The sequence below is a fragment of the Actinopolymorpha sp. B11F2 genome (genome assembly GCF_040195635.1).
GTDB lineage: Bacteria > Actinomycetota > Actinomycetes > Propionibacteriales > Actinopolymorphaceae > Thermasporomyces.
The window spans coordinates 48,039-60,601 of sequence record NZ_JBEFTX010000017.1; the positions used below are offsets into that span (position 1 = coordinate 48,039).

The window sequence follows — 12,563 nt, forward strand, 5'->3', positions numbered from 1 at the left end:
TCCTCCTCTCACCCGCCGCCCACCAGTTGGGATCTGGCCTGCGCGGCCCTGCGGGCGACGTAGACCTGGAGGATCGCGATCAGCATGACGACGACGCCGAAGAGACAGCCGGCTGCTGAGGCGTAACCCAACCGGGGCACGCCGCCGGCCTGGTCGGCGGCAAAGGCGGTCTGGTAGATGTAGACCTCGATCACCTGCGTCGAGAAGTACGGCCCGCCCTTGGTCATCGCCTGCACGATCGCGAAGACGTGCAACGTGGCGTTGGCGGTGAGCAGGGTGATGATCGCGGCGAAGGGCAGCAGCACCGGAACGGTGATGTAACGCACCAGCTGGAACCTGCTGGCACCGTCGACCTTCGCCGCCTCGTAGTAGATCTTCGGCACGGTCTGCAGCGCGGCCAGCCAGTAGATCATCGTGATACCGAAGTTCTTCCACACCTCCACGGCCATGACCGACCACAACGCGGTGTCGGGGTTGCCGAGGAAGTCGACGGGTGCTGGCACGATCCCGAGTCCGGTCAGCGCCTGGTTCATCGGACCCTGGAAGGGACTCAGCACGAACGTCATCACGATGCCGACGATCGCTGCCGTGGTGATGACGGGCAGGAAGAAGAACGTACGAAAGACCGGAGCGAGCCTGAGCATCTGGTTGTTGAGCAGGATGGCGACGAGGAGCGACAACACCAGCCGGACCGGAACCGCGACCAGGACGAACAGGAACGACCTGCCGAAGGCATCCCAGAACAGCGGGTCGTCGACCAGCTCGCGGTAGTTGTCGAGTCCGACGAAGGTCTTGTCCGCGGTGAACCCGGTCCAGTTCAGGAACGAGAAGTACCACGACATCACCATCGGATAGAACGTGAACATCCCCGCCAGCACCAGCGACGGGACCATGAACAGATAGCACCAACGGGACTTGAGGACCTGCTGCCAGGTCCCGCTCGAGCTGCCGCGTCCCGCGCGGGCGAGCTCACGGGTGTCGCGCGTGACCGCCATCGCTCACCTCCGGGCCGGAGCTGGCGGGTCGCGCACGCCGCACGCCGCTCACGCGCCGCACGCCGCTCACGCGCCGCACGTCGCTCACGCCAACTCGTCGTACATCTCGGTGGTGTAGTCCTTCGTGGGATCCCAGTTGGGGAACACCCAGTCGTCGCGGGAGACTTCCGCACCCTTGGCCTGCGCGGCCTCGATCGCGTCGTCGAGTGCCTTGTTGCTGCGGTCGTACAGGTCGCGCAAGGCCGCCTTGACGTCATCGACCTGGCCACTGAAGATGCCCTGGGCGATGTCGACCAACGCTGGTTGCACCGGCTTCTGTTCCAGGATCACCTGGACGGTGTCGGGATTGCGTACCGCCACCATCGGTGCGGCGTGGAGCAGCCGGTTGGCGACATCCCAACCTGCCTTGGCGCGGCCGGTGAGCAGGTTGGTCTGCCGGGCCCGCTCGTTGGCCTCCGGCATCAACGAGCTCAGGTTGCCCTCGGACGCAGTGACGATGTTCGTCTGACCCTCGAGGCTGCCCATGTAGGAGAACAGGTCGCCCGCGATCTCCTTGTGCTTGCCGTCGGCGAACACGAACGCCTGGTTGGAGCCGACCTCCTGGTACGACGCCGGCGCCCACTCACCCGCGGTGGGGCTCGGCGGCATGGCGACACCGAAGTCGTAGTCAGGGTTGATCGCCGGCCACTCCGGGATGTCCCACGGACCGTCGAAGATCATGCCCGCGACCCGCTGGGGCATCCGCGCGCGTGAGTCGGCGTCGGCCAGGCTGAGGAAGCCGGGGAAGATGCTGCCGTCGGACTTGATCGCCAAGAGGAGTTCGAAGGCGTCGAGAAGCTCCGGAGCCGTGAAGGTGAACTCGCCGGTCTTCCAGTCGATCCCCGAACCCGCATCGCCGCGGAGCCCGGCCAACTCGGCCAGGCGGGTCGCGACACCGCTGATCGCCGTACCGGCGAGCATCAGACCGTAGTAGTCGCCTCCGCCCTGCTGGGTGACCTTCTTCGCCGCCGCGCGGAAGTCGTCCCAGCTGAGTGGCTGGCTCTCCGGGTCGTAGCCGGCCTGGTCGAGATACTCCCGGTCGTACATCAGCAGGTGTCCCCAGCGCTTGCTCGAGGTCACCGGCCAGGCGTAGGTGCGGTCGTTGAAGATGTGCACGCCCGAGATGAAGGCGTTGTCCGGGAATCCCTTCTTCCAGGTCTCGAAGTCCGGGATGAGGTCGTCGATGGGGGCGACCCATCCTTCGTTCACCATCACCTGCACGGGAACGTTGTTCGGCTGCGCGAACACGTCGGGTGCGGTGCCGTTGCGGACGCCGAGTGGCACCACCTCATTGATCCGCTCCCAGGGTGAGTCCTGGTAGTCGATCGTGATGTTGGGGTGCTTCTTCTCGTACGCCCGGAACAACGGCTCTTCGAACATCGCCTTCAGGTCACCGCTGTCCATCCACTGGAACGTGACCTCGCCGGTCGGCAGCTTCGCACCGCTGTCGGGGATGTTGTACCTTCGCGCCGGCTTCTTGCGTTGCGGGCCGCCGCCGGCATTCGGATCGGTGACGACCTCGCACCCCATCAGGCCGATTCCCAGGCCTGCACCACCCAGGGCGACGAGCACGTCCCGCCGCGAGAGTCTGCCACCAATCGGCTGTCCGTTCCTGCCCATCGCCCACTCCTGGTCCGTTGAGGCTGCCGCTGGCCCTTCGAGGCTTGGGCGACCCGACAGCTTGGAACGATCGAGGTCTTCCAGGTACGTACGACACCTGAGGTTATACGATTAACCTCGCACTTGACTGCGTCGATTTGTGGACCTGTCAGGGTCCGGCCAAACCTCATTGCCCCGCAGTCGCCGGAGTCCGGGCCGCGGCCGTGTTTGCCCGGCGAAGTGGTGGGCGGTGGGCCCAGGTAGCCCAGCGCCAGAGCCACTCGAGCGGACCATGGCGGTATCGGCGCAGCCACAGCGTCGACCACAGCCACTGGATGGTGAGGACCGCACCGGCGACCAGGAGCATCGTCGTCACCGACCAACTCTCCGGCTGTCCGTCCCAGAGGATCCGACTGGCCGCCAGGACGAGGACCGTGGCCGTCAGATAGTTGGTCAGTGCCATCCGGCCCAGCGGTACGAACACGGCCCGTAAGGCCGGTCGGAGCGGCGTCCGGAGCAGGACCAGCAGGGCACAGACGTACAGCCCTGCGACCAGCAAGCCGGAAACGGCGGACAGCACCCTGGTGCCCCAGTCGCTCGGGTCGGCGGCCTGCGTCTCGACCTGCCACCACAGGACCGGTGCGGCCCCTGCCGCGAAGACCAGCGCGAGCAGAGCGGGCGTCTGGATGGACCGCTCGACCCGGTCGATCACCCCGGCGCGGACCAGCGTCGAACCGACCAGGAACAGCCCCGGAACCAGCGTGATCCCGCCGTCGCCGGTGAGCAGGGCGGCGACGACGAGCGCGACGGCGAGACCGGCCACAACCCATCGCGGCAACCAGGTCGAGGGCAGCAGCACCAGCAGGCCGACGAGCGCGTAGGCAGTCAGGATGTCGCCCGGCCACAGCAGCAACAGGTGCATCAGGCCGAACGCCAGCAACACGAGCAGCCGGCGCAACAGGACCACCCGTGGGCGAGTTACCCGGTCCGCGGCGGTGTCCAGAAGGAGCGAGAACCCGATACCGAACAGCAGGGAGAAGATCGGGAAGAAGCGGTGGACGACGAACAGCCCCATCCAGTCCTCGGCGCGGCCGGTGGATGAAGGGCGTAGGTCGATCTGGGCGATGGACGGGATGTTGACCAGCAGGATTCCGCACAGTGCGAACCCGCGCAGGACGTCGAGCGCGGCGAGTCGTGGGCGGCCGGAGAGGATCATGCGCCACATCCTGTGGGCGTGGCCTCGGGCGGGGAACCGGTCGGAAGTACGGTGCGCGCGCTGAACGTCGTACTTTCGGCCGGTTCGGCAGGCCGGGGCGGTCTCGTAACCTGAGCGGCGTGAACGTTCGGGACCGGCAGGCCCAGCGGGCCCGGATCGCCGCCGATGTCGGGCTCGGGGCGGTGTTCGCCGTGGCGCTTGTCGGTGCCGCCGTCGCCGTCGCCACGACGTGGGGCGGAGGCTACTGGCAGTTCGGGTGCGCCGCCGGAGCGGTGGTGTGCGTGACCGCCCTGCTGCGCAGACGCCACCGCACGTGGGCGGCGGTCGCCGGTCTGGCGGTCGCAGGGGTCGCGATCCTGGTCGCCCGGCTGGCCGAGCTGCCCGCCGAACCCGGCCCTGCCATGGCACTGGCCCTGTCCGTCCTCGTCGGCTCCGCAGTCAGAGCACTGCCTGCCCGGGTCGCCGGCGTTGTCGCTGCCGGAGGGTTCGCCGTGGTCGCCGGTAGTGGGGTGGCCGCCCTTCCGGCGCCCGGAGTCCCGGCCGTGACGGTGCTCAACCTGACGGCCTGGCTCGCCGCGCTCGCTGTCGCGCTGCTCCTCCGGCGGATCGCCGCCCGCCGCCGGGCCATCGCCGAGAACGTACGACGTGACGAACGCCTGGACCTCGCGCGGGAGCTCCACGACGTGGTCGCCCACCACATCACCGGCATCGTGGTCCAGGCGCAGGCCGCCCAGCTCGTCGCGCGCAAGCATCCGGATCGGCTGGACGGCTCCCTGGCCGGGATCGAGGCAGCTGGCTCGGACGCCCTGGCGGCGATGCGCCGCGTGGTCGGTCTGCTCCGCGACACCGACGACGTGGCGCCGGCCATGTCGCCCGGACTCGAGCAGCTCAGCGATCTGGTGCGACGTTTCGGCGGCCACGGGCCCGACGTGCGCCTGCACCTGCCCGATGACGATGACGATGACGCAGCAGCGTGGCCGCCTGAGGTGACAAGCACCGTCTACCGGGTCGTCCAGGAGTCGCTGACCAACATCTCGCGCCACGCCCGGCACGCCCATGCGGTCACGGTCGGCATCAGCCAGGACCGGGACGCGGTGACGGTCGAGGTCACCGACGATGCCGCTCCGGCGTCGGCCCGCCGCAACCTCCGCCGCGGCTATGGCCTGGTGGGCATGCGCGAACGCGTCGAGGCCCTGGGCGGCGCGCTCCACGCCGGACCGCAGGAGGCCGGCGGCTGGTCCGTACGCGCCACGATGCCGATCCCCGCAGGGGAGCGCCGATGACCATCCGGGTCCTGCTCGCCGACGACCAGGCGATGGTTCGCGGAGGACTGCGGCTCATCCTCGAGGACCAGCCCGACATCACAGTGGTCGCGGAGGCCTCGGACGGTGCCGAGGCGGTCGCCCTGGCTCGGCACCTGCGACCGGACGTGTGCCTTGTGGACATCCGGATGCCCCGACTCGACGGCATCGAGGTCACCCGCGCCCTGGCCGGCCCGGACGTACGCGAACCGCTGCGGGTGGTCGTGGTCACCACCTTCGACCTCGACGAGTACGTCTACGGGGCGTTGCGCGGTGGGGCGGTCGGCTTCGTCCTGAAGGACGCCGGCCCGGCACTGCTCGTCGAGGCGGTCCGGGCCGCGACCGCCGGGGATGCCCTGATCTCACCCTCGATCACCCTCCGGTTGCTGCGTCACCTCGCGGGCACCATCACACCGACGGCCGGAGCCGGAGCGACCGGAGTGGGTACGACCGGCACACCACCCGGGAAGCCGCTGTCCGAACGAGAGGCCGAGGTCGTCCGCGCCATCTCCCGAGGACGTACCAACCAGGAGATCGCCGCAGAGCTGTTCATCTCGCTGAGCACGGTCAAGAGTCACGTCTCCGGAATCCAGACCAAGCTCGGCGTACGCAACCGCGTCGAGATCGCCGCCTGGGCCTGGGAGAACCGCATCGCCGGCCGCCCCTAGCGCCGGCCGCCCCTAGCGCCGGCCGCCCCTAGCGCCGGCCGCCCCTAACGGTGGGCCGCCATCGGCGGGTCCGGGCGCCGGGCTTTCAGTCCAGGGCGGTGAGCAGGGTCTGGCACGTTTGGCGGATCGCGTCGCGGTCGACGGCGATGCGCCGGTCATCCTGGACGGTGACCATTCCGGCCCGCCGCAGGGCGGTGACCTGGCGCGAGATCGTGCTCTGGTGCACCTCCAGCGTGTCGGCGAGCTGCTGCATGGTGAGTGGCCCGTTGTCGAGCAGGTGCAGGGTGATGGCCAGCCGGGTCCGGTCGCCGAGCGCGTGCATGGTCGGCGCCAACGCGGCCAGCCGGCCGACGGAGATGCCGGTCCGTTCGCCTCCGTTCGTACGCACGGTCGTACCAGCGGATCGACCCGACGATGGGGTGGTCGTCGACCACCAGGGCGGTTCGCGGTGTGGGGTGAAGAGCACCCATGTGGTCTGGTCGGCGAAGAGCGACAGGCTCCGGCCCAGGCCGGGTGAGGGCATCACGACCAGCTCGGTCGCGGCCTCCGCTGCGGCGGCGTACTGCTCGTCGGGCCGCAGCCCGGTGACCATGCTGATCCACTGCGCGCCGCCGCAGCCCGGCGGCGGGGAGGGTGTCGACGCGACCGCTGTACGCATCGCGTCGAGTGACTCGCGCCAGACCCGGTCGAGCCAGCCGTCCCAGATGACGTCGAGCAGGTTGAGCAGGGCAGATCGAAACGTCGTGGCGTCGAGCAACTCGTTCGCTCGCTCGGCGGCGTTAGGAACATTCCACGCGCGAAGGACCTCGGCAGCGTCCCGGCGCATCGCCGGCGAGGGCGCAGACAGGAAGGTGATTCTCGCCGCCGTCGGCGCCGGATCGCGCGGTGGTTTGCCGTAGTGCATCACCGAGTCCACGCCCCAGTCGATCAGGCCGAGCACGAACTCGTCCGGCCACTCGGCGATCCAGCGTCGCAGCGACGGCCAGTCGGTGTGCCCGGCGTGCTCGGCAGGAAGGTGGTGGAGGAGTACCGCGCGCAGGACGGCGCCGTGCGCCAGCGCCGCCCGGACCGGCCAGCTCTCCTCGACGATGTCGGCCGGCACCTGCTCTGCCAGGGCCTGCAACTCCGGCGTGGGCATGGCTTTCCAGGCCAGCGCGTAGTCGACCAGCAGCATCGCGGTCGGCATGGTCGCGGCGAGGGTCGGTTCCGCGACCCGCAGGAGTGGAGCTGGCCGCGCATCGGCGAGATCTGGCACCGGTCCACTCATGTGCCTATTATGCGCATTGCGCAACTCGCACGCCACGGTGGCGTCGGCGTACGGCGAAAGGAGGCCGCAGTGGGCACTCTGGCGTTCGACGGACTGGTGATCTTCTGCGCCGACCTGGAGAGATCGGCGCAGTTCTACGAAGACGCGCTCGGGCTGAAGCGGCGGTCCTCCGAAGGCGACATCGCCCTGCACCTGCCCACCAAGGGCGATCCCGAGGGTGCGTGGCTGCTCCTGCACCAGCGCCACGACCTGTCGCCGCCGCACTACCTTGGCTACTTCGCTGTCGACGACGTCGACGGCATGGTCGAGCGTCTGAGGTCGGCCGGGTACCGGATCAGCACCGAGCCGAACGACCAGCCGTGGGGCGTCCGGGAGGCCGGGGTTCTCGACCCCGACGGTTACGGCCTGACGCTGAGCGCGCCGCTGCCACCGTCGGGTTCCTGAGGTGGCGGTCGCGGCTCAGCCGACCGGCGCGGTCCGGGCCTCGTGGTGGGCTCGGCTCCGTGACTCGGCCGAGTGTCAACTGCTCTTCCGCGCCATCTGGCAGGCGGACCGCCGGCTGGCCGCCGCGTGGTGGGCGCTGATCGTCGTCCGCGCGGCACTGCCCCCGGCGCTGGCGGTCTCCATCGGCTGGCTGGTCGGATCGGTCGCCGGCGCCCGATCGATCGAGGGAAGCAGCGCGTTGGGGCTGCCGCTGGCGGCGGTGGGGGCACTCTTCGCGCTACTCCAGGTTCTCGGCCCGTTGCACACCGAACTCGCGACCAACCTCGGGGACCGGACCGCCGCCGCGCTCCAGGACCGCCTGGCGACCGCGGCGGTGAGTCCGGTCGGCATCGCGCACCTGGAGGACCCCGACCTGGCGAGTGACTTCAGCCTCGCCGGTGACTTCGACCTGGGAATCACCTCGCCCGCGCTGCCCGTCTGCATGGGTTACATCGGGTCAGGATTCGTCAGTTTCGGCGCCGGCATCGTCTCGGCGCTCGTCCTGTGTGGGTTCCGCTGGTGGGCCGGCCTGGTCCTGCTCGTCGTCTGGCTTTCACCGCACATCCTGCTGCGCGACAGTTTGGCGTGGAGCGACTGGCGCTCCGACGAGGTGAGGGAGCACCAGCGGCACGCCGACTACGCGTACCGGATGGCGGTGGACTCCCCGGCGGCCAAGGAAATAAGGCTGTTCGGGCTGGCCGAATGGACGGCGACCCGGTTCACCGACCGGCGCAGGGCACTGCTCGAGATCTCGCTGCAGGCCACCCGCCTCAAGGAGCGTTCGGTCAGCCTCACACTGCTCGTTCTCATGATCGGCAACGGCATCGTCGCGTGGGCGCTGGCGCGGGCCGCGTCGAGCGGTGACCTCAGCCTGTCGCGGCTCGTTGCGTACGCGGGGACGGCGATCGGGGTCAGCGCCCTGGCCACGCTGGAGTTCGACTGGTGGCTCGCGGACGGGTCGCGTCCGGTGCCGGTCGTCGCCGGGCTGGAGCCGGCCATGCGTGAGGTTGGCGACCTGCCGGCGGGAACCGCTTCCGCACAAGGGCTGCCGGCCCGACAGATCCGGTTCGACGACGTGTCGTTCGCCTACCGGGCGGACTCCCGGCCGATCCTCGACGGTCTCGACCTGACGATCGAGGCTGGGACGTCGCTCGCGATCGTCGGCCAGAACGGCGCGGGCAAGACCACGCTGGTGAAGTTGCTCGCCCGCCTCTACGACCCGACGTCAGGAACGGTGAGTGCCGACGGCATCGACCTGCGGACGTTCGCGCCCGACTCGTGGCGGGCCCAGATCGCTGCGGCGTTTCAGGACTTCGTGCGCTACCAGCTCACGTTGCGCGAGAACGTCGCACCATCTGGCGCCCCGGATGAGGTCGTACGCACGGCCTTGGCGCAGGCTGGCGCTGCGGACCTGGCCGAGCTCGACACCGCCCTGTCGAAGCAGTACGCAGGTGGCACCGACCTCTCCGGCGGTCAGTGGCAGCGCGTCGCCCTCGCCCGCGCGCTCGCCGCCGTGGCGCAGGGAGCCCGGGTGGTGATCCTGGACGAGCCGACCGCGCAGCTCGACGTACGCGGTGAGGCGGAGGTCTTCGACCGCATCCTCTCGGCCACCCGAGGGCTGACGACGATCCTCGTCTCCCACCGGTTCTCGACCGTGCGCCACGCCGACCGCATCTGCGTGCTCGAAGGCGGTCGCGTCGTCGAGTTGGGCTCACACGAGGAGCTGATGGCCGCTGGCGGGCGATACCGGACGATGTTCGACCTGCAGGCGGCCCGCTTCGCCGAGGGGGAGGACGCGTGACCGCCACCACCGAGCCGCAGGCGCTCCCGCGCACGCTGCCGACGCTGTGGCGTTCGATGCGTCTGGCGTACGAAGCCGAACCGAAGCTGATCGCACTGTCGTTCGGGATGGCGCTGCTGGAAGCGGTGCCGGACAGCCTGTTCGCGGTCTGGCTGCTGTTGCTCGCCGATGGATTCTCGCAGGGTAGCCAGGGCAAGATCCTTGCCGGCTGCGTCGGCTTGGCCGCATCGGGCGTCGGATCGTGGGCGTTGCAGACGTTGGCGGGCCGCATCCAACGGACGTTCCGGATGAGGGTCGGCGCGACACTCGAGGGGCACGTCGCGAAGCTGCAGGCGCAGGTCCCGACCATCGAGCACCAGGAGCGGCCGGAGTATCTCGATCGGCTCTCGGTGTTGAAGGAGCAGGCCTGGCAGCTCGACCACATGTTCCTCGCGCTGTTCAGCATGCTCGGTGCCGCATTACGCCTCGCGATCACGCTGGGCCTGGTGATGTCGGTCCATCCGGCCATGGTGGTGCTGCTGGCGTTCGCGCTCCCGACGGTGTGGGTGTCCGCCCGCCGATCCGCGGTGTCCCAGCGGGTGTACGAGGACGTGGCGCCGTACGAACGCCGGCACCGGCATCTCTTCACCCTCGGCACGACCCAGGCGCCGGGCAAGGAGGTCCGCCTCTCCCGGATCGGCGCCGACCTCGTGCGCCGGCGTCGCGAGGCGTGGGAGTCGTGGTACGCCCCGCTTGCCCGCACCCGTTGGCACACCGCGTGGTGGCAGGCCGCCAGTTGGTGCCTCTTCGCCGCCGCGCTCGTCGGTGCCGTCGTGGCGACCGCGACCGTCCTGTCCGGAACCGCCGGGGAGGTCCTGCTGGTGGTGACCGCGGGGAGCCGGCTCTCCCAGTACGTCGCGATGACGGCCGGCCAAGCCGACTTCGTACGCATGTGGCTGGACGCGTCGCAGCGACTGGTCTGGCTCGAGTCCTATGCGAACGCGCATCGCGACACCGCGGACGGCGTCGTACCGGATCGGCTTTGCGACGGCATCGTCCTCGACCACGTGTCTTTCCGCTATCCCGGCACGGACCGGTGGGCGTTGGAGGACGTCAGCGTCACGTTGCCGGCGGGTTCGGTGATCGCTGTCGTGGGCGACAACGGAGCGGGCAAGTCGACGCTGATGAAGCTGCTGTCGCGGTTCTACGAACCCGCGAGCGGTCACATCACCGTCGACGGGGTCGACCTGCGGCGGCTGCCCGCCTCGGAATGGCGAGCGCGGATGGCCGGCGCCTACCAGGACTTCTTCACCTTCGAGTTCCCCGCCCGCCACTCGATCGGTGTGGGTGATCTCCCGCGCGTGGACGACCGTCAGGCGGTGAAGGACGCCGTACACCGGGCCGGAGCGGACGACGTCGTTGCCCGCCTACGGGACGGTCTCGACACCCAGCTCGGACCCACCTGGGACGACGGCGTCGACCTTTCGTTCGGGCAGTGGCAGAAGGTCGCGCTGGCGCGCGGCTTCATGCGGGACGGCACCCTGCTCCAGGTGCTCGACGAGCCCACGGCCGCGCTCGACGCGGAGACCGAGCACGCGCTCTTCGAGAGCTTCGCCCGGCAGGCGCGCAGTGGCGCCGGTGCCGGCCGGATCACCGTTCTCGTCTCGCACCGGTTCTCGACCGTACGGATGGCCGACCTCATCCTTGTCCTGCAGGGATCCCGACTCGTCGAGGTCGGATCTCACGAGGACCTGATGGCCGCTGGCGGTACGTACGCCGAGCTCTACGGCATCCAGGCCAAGGCGTACCGCTGACGCTCGCGCCAATGCCCGCACGACCCTTCGCCCGACCGAGAGGTGCGTCCAGCGGCCGGCGTTGTCGGTCAGAGGCCGAGCTGCCTGCGCCCCACAGCGCTCAGGTCGTCGATCGTCGGACGTCCGGTCCAGCTGACCTCGTAGTCCTCGGCGGCGAAGTCGGACGGACTCTTACCGGCAAGGAAGTCCTGGCCACACCGGGTGGCGTACTCCATGTTCTTCCGGCACCACGGCGAGGCGGGGATGTACATGACGTTTCCCCACCCGTTCTGGTCCTGGACCGGACCGACGGCGTGGATCATGTCACCGTGCCACCAGACGGTGTCGCCAGGCCGCACGGCCGGGATGGGCGTCAAGGCTGGCAGGAGAACCGCGTGGTACTGCTCGGTGATCGGCAGTGCCTGCCCGTTGACAGCGCCGCAGAGGTCGTCGTCGGCGATGTCGTCCTGGAGGGCGCGGAGGAGGAGGTAGACCATCGCGTGGGGGATCGGAACGACGTGCAGCACGCCTTCGCTGGGCTCCATGTCGGCCAGGGCGGTCCAACCCTGGAAGGTACGGAAGGCCGAGCACATGACGGTGGAGGGAAACTCGTTCACCTCGGTGCGATAGGCGCCGTCCCAGGGATCGTAGGAGCGCCAGTCGCCGTCGAAGACGTGCCGGAAGACGTTCTGGTAGGCGGGGAGCAACCAGCGTTCGACGGAACCGGAGTCGGTGTGGGGTGAGAGCCCATCGGACGTGGTGCCGGGTGGTCGGCGACGCACCCGGTCGGGGTAGGCCGTGTCCAGGTGGGGATCGAACCACACGCGTCCTTCGGACTCGTGCTTCCAGAAGCCGTTGAGGAAACTCCGGGTGGCGACCATGTGCGGGTCCTCGCGCGCCTCCATCTGCGGCCTGGACCAGTAGATCGGAAAGATCGGCGGCACTCCCGCGGCCAGGCCGCCGAACACGCCGTCGTCGATCCAGCGGTAGGTCTCGGCGAAGTTGTTGGCCTCGACATAGCTGACCAGCTGCTGGTCCCACGCCTCGGCCCGCTCCCGTTCGAACGTCCCGCGCACCACCGCGCAGCCTCGTCTGCGTACGGCCTCGATGGTGTCGGCAGGGACGGCCTGGTGGGCGATGTCGGCGTACTGCACGGTGGGCCACACCTCGTCGCCGGCTTCGCGCGTGGCGACCACGGCCGCCACCTCCGCCCGCATGGCGTCCTCGACCTCGCCGAAAACCCCGGCGTAGTCGCCGATCCTGCGCCGCAGGTCCGCTTTCGTACGCGCGATCGCGGCAGGTATGTCGACCGGCGGTTGCGTGGCCCCGCCGGTCGTCTTCGTGGTGGTCATGGTCGGCTCCCACCTCCATGCCGAGTTGGTCTTGCCGAGCTGGTCCAGGTTGGTAAGGTTTGCTTACTAA

General features: G+C 69.4%; 10 protein-coding genes. 5 read left to right on the forward strand and 5 right to left on the reverse strand.

Annotated features, from left to right (window positions below):
* Positions 1–8 precede the first annotated feature (8 nt).
* From ABN034_RS26125 to ABN034_RS26135, 3 genes are all read right to left on the reverse strand, one after another.
* A complete protein-coding gene (locus ABN034_RS26125) occupies positions 9–995 on the reverse strand; it encodes a carbohydrate ABC transporter permease (RefSeq protein WP_349693617.1) in 987 nt (328 codons plus the stop codon).
* Positions 996–1,079: 84 nt separating this feature from the next.
* Positions 1,080–2,654, reverse strand: coding sequence for an ABC transporter substrate-binding protein (locus tag ABN034_RS26130; protein WP_349693618.1), 1,575 nt, complete (start codon positions 2,652–2,654; stop codon positions 1,080–1,082).
* A 166-nt stretch (positions 2,655–2,820) separates the two neighbouring features.
* Entirely contained in the window at positions 2,821–3,849 is a 1,029-nt protein-coding gene (locus ABN034_RS26135; RefSeq protein ID WP_349693619.1) for a DUF418 domain-containing protein, read from the reverse strand.
* 119 nt (positions 3,850–3,968) lie between these two features.
* Here ABN034_RS26135 and ABN034_RS26140 point away from each other — a divergent pair, with 119 nt between their 5' ends.
* Both ABN034_RS26140 and ABN034_RS26145 read left to right on the forward strand, forming a co-directional pair.
* Positions 3,969–5,132, forward strand: a complete 1,164-nt coding sequence (locus tag ABN034_RS26140; RefSeq protein ID WP_349693620.1) for a sensor histidine kinase — start codon at positions 3,969–3,971, stop codon at positions 5,130–5,132.
* On the forward strand, positions 5,129–5,818 hold the full coding sequence (locus tag ABN034_RS26145) for a response regulator (RefSeq protein ID WP_349693621.1): 690 nt from the start codon (positions 5,129–5,131) through the stop codon (positions 5,816–5,818). Before ABN034_RS26140 ends, ABN034_RS26145 begins: the two co-directional genes overlap by 4 nt.
* Positions 5,819–5,903: 85 nt before the next feature.
* Here ABN034_RS26145 and ABN034_RS26150 read toward each other — a convergent pair whose 3' ends face one another.
* On the reverse strand, positions 5,904–7,085 hold the full coding sequence (locus tag ABN034_RS26150) for an ArsR/SmtB family transcription factor (protein WP_349693622.1): 1,182 nt from the start codon (positions 7,083–7,085) through the stop codon (positions 5,904–5,906).
* Positions 7,086–7,154: 69 nt separating this feature from the next.
* Between ABN034_RS26150 and ABN034_RS26155 the strand changes: the two genes are divergently transcribed.
* From ABN034_RS26155 to ABN034_RS26165, 3 genes are read left to right on the forward strand one after another with little or no spacing between them, the layout of a single operon-like run.
* Complete coding sequence (locus ABN034_RS26155; RefSeq protein WP_349693623.1) at positions 7,155–7,529, forward strand: VOC family protein; 375 nt, start codon at positions 7,155–7,157, stop codon at positions 7,527–7,529.
* 1 nt (position 7,530) lies between these two features.
* Positions 7,531–9,369: an ABC transporter ATP-binding protein gene (locus ABN034_RS26160; RefSeq protein WP_349693624.1), complete on the forward strand. Its 1,839-nt coding sequence runs from the start codon at positions 7,531–7,533 to the stop codon at positions 9,367–9,369.
* Positions 9,366–11,162 (forward strand): ABC transporter ATP-binding protein, encoded by a 1,797-nt coding sequence (locus ABN034_RS26165; protein WP_349693625.1) that lies wholly within the window; start codon positions 9,366–9,368, stop codon positions 11,160–11,162. Before ABN034_RS26160 ends, ABN034_RS26165 begins: the two co-directional genes overlap by 4 nt.
* A 68-nt stretch (positions 11,163–11,230) precedes the next feature.
* On the opposite strand, the gene ABN034_RS26170 is transcribed toward ABN034_RS26165, so the two are convergent.
* On the reverse strand, positions 11,231–12,493 hold the full coding sequence (locus ABN034_RS26170; protein ID WP_349693626.1) for a YbiU family protein: 1,263 nt from the start codon (positions 12,491–12,493) through the stop codon (positions 11,231–11,233).
* Positions 12,494–12,563 lie beyond the last annotated feature (70 nt).

Excerpts from the sequence above, each read along its gene's own strand:
- ABN034_RS26125 (WP_349693617.1), bottom strand. The coding sequence starts at position 995 with ATGGCGGTCACGCGCGACACCCGTGAGCTCGCCCGCGCGGGACGCGGC.
- ABN034_RS26130 (WP_349693618.1), bottom strand. The coding sequence starts at position 2,654 with ATGGGCAGGAACGGACAGCCGATTGGTGGCAGACTCTCGCGGCGGGAC.
- ABN034_RS26135 (WP_349693619.1), bottom strand. The coding sequence starts at position 3,849 with ATGATCCTCTCCGGCCGCCCACGACTCGCCGCGCTCGACGTCCTGCGC.
- ABN034_RS26145 (WP_349693621.1), top strand. The coding sequence starts at position 5,129 with ATGACCATCCGGGTCCTGCTCGCCGACGACCAGGCGATGGTTCGCGGA.
- ABN034_RS26150 (WP_349693622.1), bottom strand. The coding sequence starts at position 7,085 with ATGAGTGGACCGGTGCCAGATCTCGCCGATGCGCGGCCAGCTCCACTC.
- ABN034_RS26170 (WP_349693626.1), bottom strand. The coding sequence starts at position 12,493 with ATGACCACCACGAAGACGACCGGCGGGGCCACGCAACCGCCGGTCGAC.